Annotated in this window: 18 protein-coding genes; 4 read left to right on the plus strand and 14 right to left on the minus strand. The window is 68.1% G+C overall.

The genetic code is table 11. The features are described from left to right. The 4 genes from AB0L70_RS20615 to AB0L70_RS20630 all read right to left on the minus strand — a co-directional run bounded on the left by AB0L70_RS20615 (window position 1) and on the right by AB0L70_RS20630 (window position 4,468). Complete coding sequence (locus AB0L70_RS20615; protein WP_363686320.1) at window positions 1-621, minus strand: zf-HC2 domain-containing protein; 621 nt, start codon at window positions 619-621, stop codon at window positions 1-3. Beyond that, on the minus strand, window positions 618-1,286 hold the full coding sequence (gene sigE, locus AB0L70_RS20620) for an RNA polymerase sigma factor SigE (RefSeq protein WP_363686322.1): 669 nt from the start codon (window positions 1,284-1,286) through the stop codon (window positions 618-620). Before sigE ends, AB0L70_RS20615 begins: the two co-directional genes overlap by 4 nt. Window positions 1,287-1,436: 150 nt before the next feature. Further along, complete coding sequence (locus AB0L70_RS20625; protein ID WP_363686324.1) at window positions 1,437-1,658, minus strand: biotin/lipoyl-binding carrier protein; 222 nt, start codon at window positions 1,656-1,658, stop codon at window positions 1,437-1,439. Between the two features lie 62 nt (window positions 1,659-1,720). Beyond that, window positions 1,721-4,468, minus strand: a complete 2,748-nt coding sequence (locus AB0L70_RS20630; RefSeq protein WP_363686326.1) for a sugar-binding protein — start codon at window positions 4,466-4,468, stop codon at window positions 1,721-1,723. 105 nt (window positions 4,469-4,573) lie between these two features. Between AB0L70_RS20630 and AB0L70_RS20635 the strand changes: the two genes are divergently transcribed. After that, window positions 4,574-5,569, plus strand: a complete 996-nt coding sequence (locus AB0L70_RS20635; protein ID WP_363686328.1) for a LacI family DNA-binding transcriptional regulator — start codon at window positions 4,574-4,576, stop codon at window positions 5,567-5,569. Here AB0L70_RS20635 and AB0L70_RS20640 read toward each other — a convergent pair. The 5 genes from AB0L70_RS20640 to AB0L70_RS20660 all read right to left on the minus strand — a co-directional run bounded on the left by AB0L70_RS20640 (window position 5,542) and on the right by AB0L70_RS20660 (window position 10,149). Next, window positions 5,542-6,411 (minus strand): NAD(P)-dependent oxidoreductase, encoded by an 870-nt coding sequence (locus AB0L70_RS20640; protein WP_363686330.1) that lies wholly within the window; start codon window positions 6,409-6,411, stop codon window positions 5,542-5,544. The two genes, AB0L70_RS20635 and AB0L70_RS20640, sit on opposite strands and share 28 nt — an antisense overlap. Continuing rightward, on the minus strand, window positions 6,408-7,292 hold the full coding sequence (locus tag AB0L70_RS20645; protein ID WP_363686332.1) for a carbohydrate ABC transporter permease: 885 nt from the start codon (window positions 7,290-7,292) through the stop codon (window positions 6,408-6,410). The genes AB0L70_RS20640 and AB0L70_RS20645 overlap by 4 nt, the downstream gene beginning before the upstream one ends. Beyond that, window positions 7,289-8,164 (minus strand): sugar ABC transporter permease, encoded by an 876-nt coding sequence (locus AB0L70_RS20650; RefSeq protein WP_363686334.1) that lies wholly within the window; start codon window positions 8,162-8,164, stop codon window positions 7,289-7,291. The genes AB0L70_RS20645 and AB0L70_RS20650 overlap by 4 nt, the downstream gene beginning before the upstream one ends. Window position 8,165: 1 nt before the next feature. Next, window positions 8,166-9,539: an extracellular solute-binding protein gene (locus AB0L70_RS20655; RefSeq protein WP_363686336.1), complete on the minus strand. Its 1,374-nt coding sequence runs from the start codon at window positions 9,537-9,539 to the stop codon at window positions 8,166-8,168. A 73-nt stretch (window positions 9,540-9,612) separates the two neighbouring features. Next, window positions 9,613-10,149 carry a CGNR zinc finger domain-containing protein gene (locus AB0L70_RS20660; RefSeq protein ID WP_363686338.1) on the minus strand — a complete coding sequence of 179 codons (537 nt, stop codon included), beginning with the start codon at window positions 10,147-10,149 and terminating at the stop codon, window positions 9,613-9,615. Window positions 10,150-10,218: 69 nt separating this feature from the next. Here AB0L70_RS20660 and AB0L70_RS20665 point away from each other — a divergent pair, with 69 nt between their 5' ends. Further along, window positions 10,219-11,403 carry an MFS transporter gene (locus AB0L70_RS20665; protein ID WP_363686340.1) on the plus strand — a complete coding sequence of 395 codons (1,185 nt, stop codon included), beginning with the start codon at window positions 10,219-10,221 and terminating at the stop codon, window positions 11,401-11,403. Here the strand turns inward: AB0L70_RS20665 and AB0L70_RS20670 are convergent. Then, complete coding sequence (locus AB0L70_RS20670; protein WP_363686342.1) at window positions 11,364-12,245, minus strand: SIS domain-containing protein; 882 nt, start codon at window positions 12,243-12,245, stop codon at window positions 11,364-11,366. The genes AB0L70_RS20665 and AB0L70_RS20670 overlap by 40 nt on opposite strands. A 101-nt stretch (window positions 12,246-12,346) precedes the next feature. On the opposite strand from AB0L70_RS20670, the gene AB0L70_RS20675 reads away from it, so the two are divergent. Further along, window positions 12,347-13,129 (plus strand): DeoR/GlpR family DNA-binding transcription regulator, encoded by a 783-nt coding sequence (locus AB0L70_RS20675; RefSeq protein WP_363686344.1) that lies wholly within the window; start codon window positions 12,347-12,349, stop codon window positions 13,127-13,129. Window positions 13,130-13,278: 149 nt separating this feature from the next. Then, window positions 13,279-13,968 carry an O-methyltransferase gene (locus AB0L70_RS20680; RefSeq protein WP_363686346.1) on the plus strand — a complete coding sequence of 230 codons (690 nt, stop codon included), beginning with the start codon at window positions 13,279-13,281 and terminating at the stop codon, window positions 13,966-13,968. A gap of 63 nt (window positions 13,969-14,031) precedes the next feature. On the opposite strand, the gene AB0L70_RS20685 is transcribed toward AB0L70_RS20680, so the two are convergent. From AB0L70_RS20685 to AB0L70_RS20700, 4 genes are all read right to left on the minus strand, one after another. Continuing rightward, window positions 14,032-14,256 (minus strand): hypothetical protein, encoded by a 225-nt coding sequence (locus AB0L70_RS20685; RefSeq protein ID WP_363686348.1) that lies wholly within the window; start codon window positions 14,254-14,256, stop codon window positions 14,032-14,034. 82 nt (window positions 14,257-14,338) lie between these two features. Beyond that, window positions 14,339-15,061: an alpha/beta hydrolase gene (locus AB0L70_RS20690; protein ID WP_363686350.1), complete on the minus strand. Its 723-nt coding sequence runs from the start codon at window positions 15,059-15,061 to the stop codon at window positions 14,339-14,341. Continuing rightward, the gene (locus AB0L70_RS20695) at window positions 15,054-16,070 is read right to left on the minus strand and encodes an amidohydrolase family protein (RefSeq protein WP_363686352.1); all 1,017 of its coding nucleotides are present in this window, start codon (window positions 16,068-16,070) and stop codon (window positions 15,054-15,056) included. Before AB0L70_RS20695 ends, AB0L70_RS20690 begins: the two co-directional genes overlap by 8 nt. Then, on the minus strand, window positions 16,070-16,588 hold the full coding sequence (locus tag AB0L70_RS20700; protein WP_363686354.1) for a 3-hydroxyanthranilate 3,4-dioxygenase: 519 nt from the start codon (window positions 16,586-16,588) through the stop codon (window positions 16,070-16,072). The genes AB0L70_RS20695 and AB0L70_RS20700 overlap by 1 nt, the downstream gene beginning before the upstream one ends. Between the last annotated feature and the right edge of the window lies 1 nt (window position 16,589).

The following is a 16,589-nucleotide window of genomic DNA, read 5'->3' on the forward strand; positions in this document are numbered from 1 at the left end:
TCAGCGCCCCGCCTGTGGCCCTACCATCGCCACCGGCTGCAGCGTCGGGCTCAGCCCTGTGTACCCAGCCCCGCTGTAGGAGTTCAGCAGTGCGACCGGGTCCGCGAACGGCGCTCCGCCCGTCGTGCTCGCGTGGTCCGACGAGAAGCTCGCAACCGGCGGCTGCAGCGCGGGTGGCTGCTCCGACCGGGCCGGATCGCCGACGACGAACGCAGTACCGAGCAGGGAGGCGACTGCGGCAGCGGAACCGGCCGCACCCAGTACGCCGGTGCGCCGGCGGGACCGCGTGGTCCGGGGTGCGCCCGGCCGGGTGCCACCTGAGCGCCCGGCCGGGAACGCGGACCGCTGCGGGAACAGGTTCACCGGTGTGAGCACCGGACGGACCTCTTCGCGCGGCTCTGGGGAGAACGACGAGACGCCCATCAGGCGCTGCATCAGGTCGGTGGAGGGATCCGGTGAGTCCAGGGTCGCCATCCGCGCCTTCAGCCGGCGCTGGGCGTCCACCTCGGCGCGGCAGGTGTCGCAGCCGACCAGGTGGCTCAGGACTTTGTCCCGGGAGTCGTGGTCGAGCGCACCGTCGACGACGGCGCTGAGCTTGTCCATCGGGTGTTGCAGCGTCACCGGTGCTCACCTCCGGCGCTCAGAGGGCCGTCGACCGGTGGGCCGCCGACCCGGGTCTGACCGGACCGCGGGGCCCGGTGCTCCAGGTGCTTGCGCAGCATCGATCGGCCGCGGTGGATCCGGCTGCGGACGGTGCCGAGCTTGACGTCCAGGACGTCCGCGATCTCGTCGTACGTCATGCCCTCGATGTCGCAGAGCACCACGGCGGCGCGGAAGTCCTCGGGCAGCGCGTCGAGCGCGTCCTGCACGTCGTGGTCGAACAGGTCGGAGTCCAGCTTCTCGGCCGGGCCCACGCCCTTGGCCGGGAGCCGGTCGTGCGCGTCGTCCGGCAGGCCGTCGAAACGGATCCGCTGCTTGCGGCGGGCGCCGTCCAGGAACAAGTTCGTGGTGATCCGGTACAGCCAGCCCTCGAAGGTGCCCGGCGTGTACGACGACAGCGAGCGGAAGACCCGGACGAACACTTCCTGGGTCAGGTCCTCGGCGTCGTGCTTGTTGCCGGTCAGCCGGTACGCGAGCCGGTAGACCCGGGCGGAGTGGGTGCGGACGATCTCGTCCCACGAGGGCAGCACCTCGGGCGCCACCTGGGGCGCGGGCACCGTCCTGGTGTCGGCGGGCTTCACCGCGACGCCTCCCTGGGTCCTCTCGGCAATAAGCGTGAAGGCCATGGTGCCGCGGTCACCGTCCTCTGCGCACGTCGGGAGAACCCGGGTCGGACCCTGAGTTCTTCGTACGACGGCTCAACGCGGCGCCCCGGTGGGAAGTTCCCCACCAGGCCCCTCACCAAGCAAGACGCGTTGGTGGCCATTTCGGTTTAATCACTTCTCTTCAATGATCGCGATCGGGTCACCGTCGCGGACCACTTCGCCCTCGACGACCTTGAGTTCGACGATGGTTCCGGCCACCTCGGCCAGCACCGGGATCTCCATCTTCATCGACTCCAGGATGACCAGGGTGTCATCCGGTCCCACCGTGTCACCGGCCCGTGCGGTGACCTTCAGCACATTGGCCACCAGTTCGGCCACCACGGTGTGACTCACTCGCGCTCCCTCGATCCGGATCTCCCGCCTCGATCCTAGGCGGGAGATCCGGATCGACGTACTCAGCCCAGGCGGATCGCGTTGAAGAGGGCGGTGTTCTTCGTCTCCGCGACGCCCTTGCCCCAGGTCAGCCAGCCGCGCCGCCCGGTGCCGTCGTTCTCGTTGACCACCACGGTCGCCGACAGCAGCCGATCACCCGGCGCGAACTCGAGCGTGCTCCAGGGCAGCGCCACCTCGTACGTCGTGGTGTGGGCAGTGTTGTCGCGGACCACCTTGGCCTGCACGCCCGGCGGCTTTCCGGCCAGCTCGACCGGAGCCCATCGCCACGTGTCCACAGTGCCCGCATCAGTCAGTGCAGCACCGATCTCCTGCGTCCTGGTGGCCTCCCCCGGCGCACCGGACGTCATACCGATCTGCAGTCCGTCACCGCCCCAGATGTTGCCGTCGCGGTTGGGCTGCGAGAACACGTCGTCGGTGACCTTGGCGGACAGGTACAGGTTCTGGCTGTCCTGGGTCAGCCAGAGTGATCCGGACAGGTCGTTCGGCCCGCCCCAGCCGGTCACCGGTGGTGTTCCGGTGCCTGCCAAGGAGATCGGCGTGACCTGGCTGAGCTCCGGGTCGATCACCCCGTCGAGTGTCAGGGTGTGCTGCGTGGCGATTGTCGGCGTACCGACCGGTGCCAGCTTGCCGGATGCCTTGAAGAAGCCGACGCCAGAGATGCGCAGGCTGGCGGCCCAGTCAGAGGCGGCTGTGACGGTGAGAGGTACGTCGGCCGACGCCGTACCGTGCGCTGTGATCGTGGTGCCGGCGAGCAGCGTTCCGGATCCAGGTCCGGAGGCCCAGTCGAGCCCGGCGACCGTGTACGAGTGGGCTGATGCGTTGGTGACCCGCAGCCGGAGCAGGTCTTGTCCACTAGTACTCAGCACGTGTGATCCGGTGACTGTCAGCGGTGCGGTCGCCGTACCGCTGGCTGTCAGGAGTGCGGACGGGACGCCGTCCACGGTGACCTTGGCGGAGTACGTACGCGGGCCGGTCGAGTTCTGTGCCGCGTAGTTGACGGGTACGGACGCTGTGCCGCCGGCAGGGACGTTGCCACTGGCCTGGCCGGTGCCCGCCTGGACGGTGAACGCATGCGCGGTCGTGTCGGGGTTGGTGAAGGTCAGGCTGCCGCTCACCGGGTCGCCGGCGATCTCCGGCTGGACCGACAACGCGAAGCGGGTCGACGCGGCGACTCCGCTGATAGCGCCCTTCAGGTACACCGGCTCCGGTCCGGTGGTCACCCAGATATGGCCGCCCGAATCCGCGGTCAGGTTGGTCACCGCGCCGTACATGTTCGTCACCCGGACGGTTGAGCCAGGCGTTGCGCCCGCGTTGACCAGTCCGGGTGTAGTGGACCAGACCGCGTGCACGCTCTGTCCACCGCCGGCGTTGAAGGCGACGTCGTACCCGTTGGTGCCGAATCGGGTCTGACCGATCAGCGGGAGCTGGTCGATCTGCCGGGCCAGGACGGCGGTTGCGACGTACGACGGCTTCGGCACCAGCGCGCCCCGGGGGTCCTGGGTGTTGCGGACCAGGCCGAAGCGGTGCTCGACGTTCGTGGGGTCAGTGCCCGAGTCCATGAAGTTGTAGCCGCTGTACCGGGCCACATTGTTGCCGAAGGCCAGCAGTTCGCCACGGATCAGGTCGCGGGCCTGCACCGGCTCGCTGACTGCCGTCGCGCTGGTACCGGTCGCCCAACCCTGTTCGGAGATGTAGATCGGCTTGGTCGAGCCGTGCGCGGCCATGATGCTGCGGATCGTGTTGACGTAGGTGACGGACGCTTCCGGGTCACTCGGCTGCACGTACGGGTGGATGGTGACCGCGTCGACGTAGTCCAGACCACCGAGGTCGGCGAACCGGGTGAACCAGGCCTGCCAGTCCGAGATGACCGCAAGCGACGGACCGGTCAGCTTGACGTCCGGGTGCTTCGCCCGGATCGCCGGAGCGACCGTCTTCAGCAGTGCGACGTAGTTGTCGGCCGTGGCACCAGCAGGGCCGTCCTTGTCGCGCCAGTTCCATTCGTTCCACAGCTCGTACGTCGTGTGCGCCGTACCGAACTCGTCGACCGCGGCGACGGCGTACCGGGTGAAGGCCTGCCGCTGGGCGTCCGTGGACGGCGCCTCGTCCGGGTAGTAGATCGGGTTGCCGTAGTCGAGGATGTTGAGGAAATCGACGTGGTTCGCGTCCAGTGCGGCCTTGTAGTCCTTCACCCGCTGCGGGAACTGGATCACACCCGGAGTGGTCTCCGCGTTGGCCCAGAAGGCCTCATCGCGGGCGGTGGAGATGCCACCCTTCGCCAGCAGCGGCACCGAGGCCAGGCCGGGGTTGGCGCCGCTGGCGAAGCCCAGTCCGGTGGCGACACCGATCCGGGTGTCCGTCGACGTGGAGAAGTCGTGCTGGCTGAGTACGGCGAAGTCCGTGCCACCGTTGGTCACCCAGCCGTCGGAGCCGGTCGCGGTGAGGTCGACCTGGTACCAGCCCGGTGAGGTGATCGAGAGCGGAAGCCGGCCGATGAGCGAGGCTGCGGTCGCCGAGCCCTTGGCGACCTCGGTCCCGCTCGCGTCGCGCACGGTCCAGCCGACCGTGGCGGCGTTGGTGCTGAAGCCGAGCTGCACCGCCGCACCGGCGATGAACGTGTTGCCGACAGTCGTCGGCGCGATAGTCAGAGTCGGCGCGGCGGTGGAGGCTGCGTGGGCGGGTGACTGAAGTACGGCGGCCAGCAGCAAGCCGGCCGTGAGAAGACTGACTGCGCCAGAGCGGCGGCGGACCATGGAGTGCTCCTCCCAGATCGCAGGTTGCGAAAGCGGTTTCGCACATCACACCCTGATACCCGCCGAGCCCACTGTCAACGGCTCGTAGCTGACTACGATGAGCAGATGGCCGACCAGCTGATCACCCTGTCCGATGTGGCTACTGCCGCGGGGGTGTCGCTGTCGACGGCTTCCAAGGCGCTCAACGGCACCGACCGGATCTCGCAGGCCACCCGGGACCACGTCCGGGACACCGCCGTACGACTCGGCTTCCGGCACAACGCGCTGGCCCGGTCGTTCGCCCGGGGCCGGAGCCAGACGATCGGCGTCCTCACGCACCGCGCGTCGAACCCGTTCACCCGGATCGTGCTGGCCACTGTCGCCACCGAGCTCGGCGCCAAGGAACAGGCCATCCTGCTGTACGACGCCCGCCTGGGCGACCAGGACATCACCGAGAGCGTCCTGCAGTTGCGGGCCCGCCGGATCGACGGACTGATCGTGATCGGCACCGGCACGTCGTACCCGACCCCGTCGCTGACCAGCCGGTTCGACGTCCCGGTGATCTACGCGTTCACCTCCACCGAGGATCCGAACGACGTCACGATCACCTCCGACGACACCGCGATCGGCAAGCTGGCGGCGAATCACCTGCTGTCCAAGGGCCGCCGCCGCCTCGCCCACATCACTGCGGAGCCGCACGACCACGCCGCCCAGCGCCGCGCGGCGAGTGCCACTCAGGCGCTCGCTGATGCCGGGCTGGACTGGGCGACGCCGGTGCGGTTCGGCCGGTGGCGTGAGGACTGGGGCGAGGACGCGGCGCGTGAGGTGCTGGCCGAGGTGCCCGACATCGACGGCATCTTCTGCGGCAGCGACGCCATCGCCCGGGGTGCCGAGCGAGTCGTCCGGGCCAGCGGTCGCCGGGTGCCCGAGGATGTGGCGATGATCGGCGTGGACAACTGGGAACAGCTGATGCACGACCAGCGCGTGACCCGGCACCTGACCACGATCGAGGTCGGACTCGAGGAGATCGGCCGCCGGGTCGCGGCCCAACTGCTCGAACCAGACCCCGAGCCCGGCACCCAGTACGTCGCCCCTCAGCTGGTGATCGCCGAAACGGTGTGATCATCGTTGTGGATCGAGTAGCGCGGACTGAACCCCAACAGGTCGCGCGCCCGGGAGGTGTCGACCAACGCGTCCCGCCCGGCGACAGGACGTCGTACCGGCACTGTCGGGGCGTACTCGCGGAGCAGTTCATCGGTCGGGCGGTCGATCAGGACGTCATCGGCCGCCAGCCCGACCACGTGTGCTCCGGTCACCGATGACTCGAGTGCGGCGATGATCGCCGCCACACCGTCGCGCAGGTCGAGATAGGCCCAGCCCTCGCGCGCCATGATGGACGGGTCGCTCTCAGCCTTGGCCGCGAACCGCAGCAGGTCCTTGCGGGACTTCACCAGCGGAAAGCGCAGCGCGATCACATTGGTCCCCCAACGCCGCCAGGCCATCCGGGCGCTCTGCTCGTCCACACTCTTCGACAACGAGTACGCATCGGAGATGTCCGCCCGCACGTCCTCGTCCAGCGGGTAGTACGCCGGCACTACCGGATTCACGTTCATCGGTACGCCGAACGCGTTGATACTGCTCGCGATCACCACCCGGTCGATCCCCCGCTGCCCGGCCTGCGAGAGCACGTTGAACGTCGCAGCCACGTTGTTCTCGAACACCTCCTCCGGCGTACCCAGACTGGGATGTGGGATCGCGGCCAGATGCAGTACGGCGTCCACACCGTCGAGTGCGGCGGCCACGTCGTCCGGTGAGCGCGCGTCGCCGACCAGGGGGCGGTCCGCCGTACTGACGTGGTCGTAGCGCAGCGACAGGCCGGTCACGTCGTACCCGTCCGCGTACAGACCGATGGCTGCGGCCCGTCCGATCGATCCGTCCGCTCCGGTGACCAGCACACGCTTCACGCCTTGATCCCCCCGGACAGTCCGACGCCGCGCAGGAACGCCCGCTGGAAGACCAGGAACAGCGCCACCGGGATCAGCAGGGCCAGGAACAGCCCCGCCAACTGGATGTTGAGCTCCGTCACCTTGGCGATCTTGGGCAACGCCACCGAGACCGGTTGCAGATCCGGATTCGTCAGCACCAGCAGGGGCCACAGATAGTCCTTCCAGGAAGAGATGATGCTCAGCAGCACGACCACACCGAGAATCGGGCGCGACAGCGGGAGTACGAGCGAGGTGAACACCCGCAGCGACCCGGCCCCGTCGATCCGGGCCGCCTCGAAGTACTCGCGCGGGATGCCGTCGAAGAAGCGCTTCACGATCAGCACGTTGAACGCACTGGCCGCGGGCGGCAGCCAGACCGCCCAGAACGTGTTGGTCAGGTTGCTGTGCACCACCGGCAGCTTCAGCACGGTCAGGTACAGCGGTACGAGCGAAACGATGTGCGGGACGAACAGCGTGATCAGGATCGCCGCCGACAACACCGGTCCCCAACGAGGCCGGAGCACGCTCAGCGTGTAACCGGCCGTCGTACAGACGATCAGTGCCGCCAGCGCCGTACCGGCCGCAATGATGCCGGTGTTGCCGAGGTAGTAGCCGATGTGGCCCTGCTGCCAGGCGGTACCGAGGTTCTGCCACTGCACCTGGCCGGACGGGAAGAACGCGAGTGGATGCCGGATGCTGTCCTGCGTCGGCGAGATCGCTGCCTTGAGCAACCACAGGAACGGCCCGAGACCTGCCACCAGCAGTCCCACGAACACCAGGACCTGTCCGATGACGAACGGCACGCGGATCCGATTCTGCCTGCGGTCCGCGTCCGACAGCGCCCCGCGCTCGTCGCTCACTCAGAACTCCAGCCACGCGTCGCCAACTGGAAGACGGCCGACAGTACGGCGAGCGCGATCGCCAGGAGCACACTCAACGCGGTCGCAGCACCGTAGTCGCCGTTGACGAAGGCGTAGTTGTAGATCAGCAGCAGGATCGTGGTGGTCGAGTTCTGCGGCCCGCCCCCGGTGAACAGCAGCGGCTCGGTGAAGAGCTGGATGGTGCCGATCACCTGCAGGAGCAGCATCAACAGCAGTACGCCGCGCAGATGCGGCAGCATCACGTGCCACACCCGTCGGAACACCCCGGCGCCATCCAGCTCGGCGGCCTCGTACAGATCGGCCCGGACGGAGGTCAGTGCGGCCAGGTAGATGATCACTGCGTTGCCGGCTCCGGCCCATGTCGCTTCCAGCACGATCGACGGCATCGCCGACGACGGACTGTCCAGCCAGGGAAACGGTCCGAGCCCGAAGAACCCCAGGATGGTGTTGAACATCCCGCTCGAGGACGGGTCGTAGAAGAACCGCCAGAGCAGGATCGCAACCACCGGCGGCGTGATCACCGGCAGGTACGCCAGCGTCGTGTACGCCCAGGACCGGCCGCGCAGTTCGGACAGGAACATCGCCAGCACGATCGGCAACGGGAAGCCGAACAGCAGCGCCAGCAGGGTGAACCAGACCGTGTTCATCGTTGCCTGACCGACACCGGGGTCGGTCAGGACGTACTTGAAGTTGTCCAGGCCGACCCAACGGACCGGGTCGATCAGGTTGGTCTGCTGCAGGCTCATCACCAGCCCGCGAACGATCGGCCCCCAGGAGAAGACCGCGAAGACCAGGAGTACCGGCAGTGCGAACACCACTGCCGGTACGCCGTTGCGCAGGCGCCGGATCAACTCAACGCCCGAGCTTCGCGTTCACCGTGCCGGCCGCCTTGGTCAGCAGCGCGGGGATGTCGGCCTTCTCGTTGCCGAGCACGGTCTGCACCACCGGGTCGAGCGCCGCGTACACCTCCTGGGCCTTCACCGGCGGCTCCGGGATGATCTTCTGGTCGGCCGCCACCTTCGTGTACGGCGCGAAGTTCTCCAGCGGCACGTTCACGTACGGCTTGATCCAGGAGTTGTACTTCTCCCACTGATCGGCCGCGACCACCGGCAGCCCCGGGACACCGACCGGAAGCTTCGCCGCCACACCGTTCTTGGCACTCGTCACCGCGGCGTCCTGGTTCACGAACTTGTTCAGGTAGTTGAACTTGATCCACTTGATCGCGGCCGCCCGCTCGGCGTCCGTCGTACTCGGACTGACGATCTGCACGCTGCCGCCGCTGAGCGTGCCGTGATCGCCGCCCTGCTGGGGCATCGGGCCGATGCCGAACGCCGAGGCCTTCAGACCGTTGGTCTGGACCAGGGTGCGGTACGAGTCCGGAGCGGCCATGTACATGCCGACCTTGCCGGCCGCGAACGCCTTGGAGATGCCGTCGATGTCATAGAGCACCGCCTTGCCCATCGACTTGTCGACCCACTTCATGTCGTGCAAAGCCTGCAGCGCGGCCCGCGACGGCGCGTCGTCGAACGTCGCCTTGCTGCCGTCCTCGTTCTCGACCGAGCCTCCGAACGCGTAGGACTGGGTGGTGAACATCCAGCCGCCGGTGTTGTTCGTGGTCAGCTGCGCGTAGCCGGCCTGGCCGGTCGCGGCGGCGATCTTCTTCGCGTCCGCGCGGACCTCGTCCCAGGTCGCCGGCGGCTTGTCCGGATCCAGCCCGGCCTTGGTGAACAGGTCGCGGTTGTACACGAGTCCGACCGAGTACGCGGCCGTCGGTACGGCGAACACGTTGCCGGACTGGTCCTGCCCGATCTTCAGCACGGTCGGGTTCAGCTCGGCCAGCAGCCCGTCGTCCTTGAGCGCCTTGGTCAGGTCCGCGACCTGCTTGCGCGCGATCATGCCCTGCGGCTCGGTGAACGGCACATTCAGTACGTCGGGCAACTGACCACCGGCCGCCTGGGCCTGGAAAGTGGTCGGGTCCCAGAGCGTCTCGACCGGGTTGAGCTTGATGTCCGGGTTGGCCTTCTGGAAGTCGGCAACCCTCTGGTCGAACGACGCCCGGTTGGCCGGATCGGAACTCGTGGGCCGGTCACCCACCGTGAGCGTCACCTGCCCACTCGCACCGGAATCTCCGGCCGCGGAGGGCGCACTCGAGCAGGCCGCCAGCCCGGCCACCAGTGCGAGGGACGCTGAAACCACTGCAATGGAACGGATTGCGGTTCTGCTCATCGGAACTCCTCAGCGGGGATGTCGGTCGGCGCACCGACCGTTCCGCAGAGTAGCGCAAGCGCTTTCGCAAATACTAGCCCTCAGCCCGACGAGCTCGGTAGGAGGCGACCCGGGTCCGGCTCGAACACGTCGGCGAGCAGAACCGCCGCGGCCGCCGCTCGGCCGGGTTCACATACACGCGCTCGCAGTCCACCGCCGCACACACCCCGACCGCACCAAACCCGTGGCCGGCCGCAAAACTCGACAATCCGAGCGCCGTCGTTGCCGCCAGCCACTCGGCCCACGTCGCCTCCGGCTTGGCCACATGCAGATGCCACGGCGACCCGTCATGATCCGACAAATACGGGCGTACGGCGTACTCCGCCAGCAGCTCGTTGAGCGTCCGGGCCGCGGCGGCCGGGTCGGCGTGGAAGACTGGGCGAATCCGCTCCCGCACCTCGCGAACGGCGACCAGATCGCCCTCGTCCAGCTCGATCGGGTCAGCTTCACCGTGCTCGAGCAAGAACTCACGAACGTCGGCCGGCGTCGTCAGCTGCTCCGGAGTCCGGCTGTGCGTGTTCACCAGGTCGACCGCAAGCCGCACCAAGCGGTCCGGCGTCTGAATATCCACGTTCCTCCTTCGTAACGTATTTGATAGCGTAACGCGTTACTTACCTTGTCGCGTTACAGGAGGCACGGAGTGTTGAGCTACTACCTCGCGGCCACGCTGGCGCGGCTTGCCGACGAGATGGTCGCGTTCACGCTGGTGTTGCTGGTGCTCGATCGAACGGACAGTCCGGCGCTGGCTGGGGCCACCGGCGCCGCGTACGCGTTGCCGGCGATGGCGACCGGCCCACTGCTCGGAGCGTGGCTGGACAGGACGCCGTACCGCCGGAGTGCGCTCGCGCTCAACCAGGCCGTGCTGGGCGCAGTCATGCTCAGCCTGCTGGCAGTGGTCGGGCACAGCGCCGACTGGATCACTCCCACGCTTGCAGCGGTCGCCGGCGCGACGCTGCCGATGGTGAGCGGCGGCTTTACCAGCATGCTGCCAAGCCTCGTCCCTCGCGACGGGTTGGCCCGCGCCAACTCGTTCGAGGCGGCCAGCTTCGGCGCAGCCACCATCGCAGGTCCCGCGACTGCTGCCACGATCGCAGCGACCGTGTCGGTGGACGTCGCGGTCGTGGTGATCGCGGTGGCCGCGGCACTGAGCATCTGCGCGATCACCCGGCTACCGGCTCTCCCACCGGCTGGGTCCGACGGCGAACCGTTCCTGGCCTCGGTCATCGGCGGACTCGCCCACCTCGTTCGCACACCGCGGCTGCGCGCCTCCACGGTGACCAGCACGGCCCTCATGGGCGTCACCGGCATCCTGCTGATCACCCTGCCGCTGCACATGGATTCACTCGGCATGCCCAGGTCGGCGGCGGGCTATCTGTGGACTGCGCTCGAGGTCGGCAGCATCACGACCGCTCTGCTGCTCGGAGGCCTGCAGACCCGGTGGCGGCCGGAGCACGTCGTCGTGGTGGCGGTCGCGGCGTACGGTCTCGCACTGGCCGTTTGGCCGCTCGCCACCACGTTCGCCGTACTCGTGCTCATGGCTGGTGTGAGCGGCCTGCTGGAGGGACCGATGCTCCCGGCGATGTTCGCTGCTCGCCAGCAGTACAGCCCGCAGTCGCTCCAGGGCCGCGTCAGCACCACAGCCGCCAGCCTTCGGGTCGGTGCGTCCGCCCTTGGCCAGGCTGCCGGCGGCTTGCTCGTACCAGTGGTCGGCACGCACAAGGCCCTGCTGGTCGTGGCTCTCGGTCTACTCGCGGCTGCGGGCCTTGGCGTGGTCGCGGGCGGTCGTCAGTCGAGGATGACCGAGCGGGAGAGGCTGCGGGGCTGATCCGGGTCCAGGCCGAGGGCCAGGGACTTGGCGACGGCGACGCGTTGCGCCACGACCAGCGAGGCCATCGGGTCCAGGTCCGCGTGGTGTACGACGGTCGCGCCGGTGGCGGTCACGTCGTCGAGCAGACCCGCGGGCGCCTCGCCGAAGATCCACACGCCACGGCCGGGCTGCGCGATCGCGATCGGGCCGTGCCGGTAGTCCATCGCCGGGTAGGCCTCGGTCCACGCCGACGCCGCCTCACGCTGCTTCAGCCCGGCCTCGTGCGCCAGGCCGACGGTCCAGCGGGTGCCGAGGTACGTGACCTGCTCGAGCTTCGCCAACTCGTCGACGTCGATGGTCAGCGCGGTCTGAGCGTCCGCGGCGGCCTGGGTGAGGTCCTGCCCGAGGGATGCGCGCAGCAGACCCAGCGTGGTGGTCGCGAACCGGGTCTGCACAACGGACTGCTCGTCGGCGAAGTCGAGCATGATGGTCTGATCGGCCAGGTCGACGATCGGCGATCCCGGGGTCGCCGTGATCGCGATGGTCGGCAGGTCGGTCGCCCGGATCAGGTCGAGCACCTCGGTGGTCGTCCCGGAGCGGCTGATCACGACGATCGCGTCGTACGTCCGGCCGGCCGGGAACTCCGATCCGGCGAACGCGTCGGTCTCGCCCTGGCCGAGGTCCTCGCGGAGGGCGGCGTACGCCATCGCCATGAACCACGACGTACCGCAGCCGACCGCGGCGACGCGCTGACCGGGCTTCGGCAATGCACCGCCGTACTGCGCGAAACCGTCCGAGACCTGTCGCCAGAGGTCGGGTTGGGTGGCGATCTCAGTGCTCACGAATGGTGTCTGGGTCATGTCGTCTCCGCGCTTGTCATGGTCGAAACTGCTCGAACGTGATCGAATGGTGCCAACCAGCCGCCACCCGGCTGACCGATTGTGTGAAGGAGGAGCCCCGGGTGAAGCGTTATGAACGCCTGAACACCTTGCTCGAGTCGCTCGCCGAAAAGGGCGCCATCGACGTCGACGAGCTCGCCGAGCAGTTGCACGTGTCCGCGGCGACCATCAGGCGCGACCTGGACCACCTCGGCAAGCAGCAACTCCTCACCCGGACCCGTGGCGGCGCCGTCGCCAACGCCGTGTCGTACGACCTGCCGCTGCGCTACAAGACTGCGCGTTTCGCCTCCGAGAAGCAGCGGATCGCGCAAGCCGCGGCCACGCTGGTCCGCCGCGGCATGGTGATCGGCATGAACGGCGGCACGACGATCTCCGAGGTGGCGCGCACACTGGCGACCCGGCCGGAGCTGTCCGCCGAGCACGGCGAGCCGGCGTTCACCCTCGTGACCAACGCACTGAACATCGCCAACGAGCTGATCGTCCGGCCGCACGTGAAGATGGTGCTGACCGGCGGTGTGGCCCGGCCGCAGTCCTACGAGATGATCGGGCCGCTGTCGCACCGGATCCTGGCCGACCTGTCCCTGGACATCGCCTTCATCGGCGTGGACGGGATCGACGACACCGGCGCCACTGCCCATCACGAGGGCGAGGCGAACATCAACCAGCTGATCGTCAGCCGGGCCGCGAAGGTGGTCGTGGTGGCCGACTCCTCCAAGCTCGGGCAGCGTGCGTTCGCCCGGATCTGCGAGCTGAGCGAGATCGACACCCTCGTCACCGACGCCCAGGCCGACGAGTCCCAGCTGACCGTCTTCAAAGAAGCCGGTATCGACGTCATCCGCGCCTGATCCCACCCCGCACCTCCCTCACCGGGTCCGGTCTTGCCTGCTGAGGACGATCATATCTGATTCAAGGCCGTGTGTAATGAGCAAGAGTGCGCAGTCTCCGCGCGTGAGGCACGGAATGCGGACCTCCTCGCGCTAGGCTTCGGTTCAGCATGAGGACCGCAGCCGCGCAACACCTGCCAGATCATGGGGAGGGCATCATCGCCACCGGCATCGACCCGACATCCTGGGCGTACGCCGAGGACTACACCGGTGAGGACGAAGTCGTCACCGGTGCGCGGGCGAGCGCCGAGGAGAGCGGGATCGCTCCGATCGGACCCGGCTCGGCCGCCGCGCTGAGCATGCTCGCCGCCGGCGTGAGCGCCAAAGCCGTGGTCGAGATCGGCACCGGCACCGGCGTCTCCGGGCTGGCCCTGCTGCGCGGCATGCGGACCGACGGCACCCTCACCACGGTCGACATCGACGCCGAGAACCAACGGCTGGCCCGCAAGACGTTCCTCGACGCGGGCGTCCCGTCGAACCGCTTCCGCCTGATCGCCGGCTCCGGCCTGGACGTCGTCACCCGGCTGACCGACGGCCACTACGACCTGGTCTTCTGCGACGCGGACCGGCGCGAGAACACGGCGTACCTGCACGAGGCCCTGCGCCTGCTGCGCCCCGGCGGCATCGTCGCCTTCGCCGGCATCCTCGCCGGCGGCCGCGTGGCCGACCCCGCCCACCGCGACCCCGACACCACCGCCCTCCGAGACCTCATCCGAGCCGTCCGGGACGACGACGACCTGGTCTCAGCCCTCCTCCCCACCTCCCAAGGCCTCCTAACCGCCGCCAAGCGTCTCGCGTAGGCCTGGAAACTGGCGAACGCGCCACGGGAAGGCCTGTGACGCGTTCGCGGGTATGGATCTGGGTCAGTAGATGATGTAGAGGTCGAAGCCGCCGAGGGGGTTGGGGCGGCATTCGTAGCCCCAAGCCTTCGGACTGGAGTTGACGATTCCCTGTCCGGCTCCGTGGCAGTCTGCCCCGACGGTGTAGGACCCGCGGTACACCGCGGAGTCCGTCGTCGCCTGCGCGACGGTCACCGGCACGACCGCCGCGGCCAGACCGAGTGTGCCAACAGCCAGGATTCTTCGCATGCCTCAGCTCCCGAGATAGTGGACTAGTCCCCCCGAACCTAGCAAGGAAACGGGCCACCGCTTGAAACGAGTGTTTGCGGGGTCAGCCGATGCGGCGGGTCAGTTCTGTGGTTACTTCGTGCCAGGCGTCGCTGAGGGGGTCTATCAGTTGGTAGTGGCCGCAGTGGGGGACCCGGGTGAAGTGGGCGGTGGGGTGGGCGGTGAAGTAGGACTCGGTGATGCCGATCGGGACGACGGTGTCGTTGAGGCCGTGGATCAGGCTGACCGGGGCGATGGACGGCGGTAGGTGCACGGGGTCCAGGTCGTTGCGGACGCCGCCGCCGATGAAGGCCTGTACGGCGCCCTTGTCGAGGCCCTGCTGATCTGCCTGGAGCAGGTCCGCAACGGGCGCGAGAGCGATGACAGCACGGCAGCGGACCGGGTTGAGGGTCGAGGCCGCCCAGAGGACGAGCTGGCCGCCGGCGGAGTGGCCGATCAGGACGTAGCCGGCGTGGACGTCGACCAGGTCCGGCAAGGCGTCGAGCGCCGTACGAACGTCTGACGTCGAGGCATCGGGATTGCCGGGCTCGCGGCGGTACTCCAGCGACAGGACCGGCCAGCCGAGGGCGGAGAGCGCCTCGCCGAGCGGGCGGGCATGGACCCGGTCGTACTCGGGCCGCCAGAAACCGCCGTGCACGAACACGATCAGCGACCGGTAGTCCTTCGCGTGCCAGTAGTCGATCACCTGGTCCGGATGGTCGCCGTACCGCAACTCCTCGTCCGGCTCGCGGGCCGCACGGGTAAGAACCGATCGGTCTTCACTCATCCAGACCTCCCGAGACCGCGTTGATTCCAAGAAAGTGCAGGGCATTCCCGGACAACAGCTTCTGCTGCTGGTCCGCGGTCAGGAATCCGGCCTTCCGTACCACCTCCCCGACCGGCCGTTCGCCCAACGGATAGGGATAATCACTGCCGACCAGAACGCGGTCTTCCCCCACGGTATCGACAAGTAGCCGTAATGGCGCTGATTCGAACACCACCGTGTCGACGAAGAACCGGTCGAGATAGTGCGACGGAGGATGCTCCGAGCAACCGCGCACGATGTCCCCGCGCCGGTGCCAGGCGTTCTCCAGCCGTCCCAGCCAGAACGCGAAACTCCCGCCACCATGGGCGAAACAGATCCGCAGGTACGGCGGGAGCGCGTCGAAGGCTCCGCCGAGAATCATCGCAATGATGGACAAATGGGTCTCGGCCGGCATCCCGGTCAGCCAGCGAGCCATCCACCGATCCAGCCGTGGACCACCCGGCATGTCCCACGGATGCACCAGCACCGGCATCCCGGTCTCGGCACAATGGTTGAGAAAGGCAACGATTCCGGCATCGTCGAGATCCTTGTCACCGACATGGTTGCCGATCTCGACGCCGGCGTGCCCCGCCTCCCGGCACCGGTCCAGCTCGGCGCAGGCGGCGTCCGGATCCTGCAACGGCACCTGGCAGAACGGCACGAACCGGTCGTCCCCGGCCAGCGTCTCCAGTGTCAGGTCGTTGAAGATCCTGGCCAGCTTGACCGCCTGGTCGGCGGGCCGGTCGTAGCCGAAGAACACCGGCGTCGGCGAGACCACCTGTACCTCGATGCCATCGGCATCCATATCCACCCGCCGGACCGCCGGATCCCAAGCCTGTGGTCCGATCGGCCGGAACTCGGTCTCCCCGACCATGATCATCGCGGCCCGCTCGGAGTCGATCCGCAACCACGGCCAACCGTCCCCACCGCAGGCTACGGAGAGATCCGGCCATCCCTTCGGGACGAGATGCGTGTGGACATCAACCGCCATCAGCCTTTACCTGGGTGGACCGTGCCGCACTTGGGGCAGGTGCGGGCTTCCTCGCTGGAGTAGAAGGCGTTGAAGACCGGCGGGAGGTCGGCGACGATGTCGGTCACCTGCAGCTCGACCTCGTGGACGATCCCGTTGCAGTTCTCGCAGTACCAGCGGAACTTCTCCAGCGTGCCGGGCTCGCGGACTCGCTCGATCACCAGGCCGATCGAATCCGGACCGCGCTGCGGCGAGTGCGGCATGTTCCGCGGCAGCACCCACATCTCGCCCGCGTTCACCTCCACCGTCGCCGGCCCGTCCTCGGTGACGACGTTCACCCGGAGCTCACCGCTGATCTGGTAGAAGAACTCCTCGTACGGGTCGACGTGGAAGTCGGTGCGCTGGTTCGGCCCGCCGACGACCATCGTGATGAAGTCGTCCCCGGTCGGGAACATCTGCTTGTTACCGACCGGCGGCTTCAGCAGGTGCTTGTTCTCCTCGATCCACTCCGGAAAGTTCGTCGACTCCAGGTTGGCCATG

The sequence above is a fragment of the Kribbella sp. NPDC051952 genome (genome assembly GCF_040680855.1).
Lineage (GTDB): Bacteria > Actinomycetota > Actinomycetes > Propionibacteriales > Kribbellaceae > Kribbella.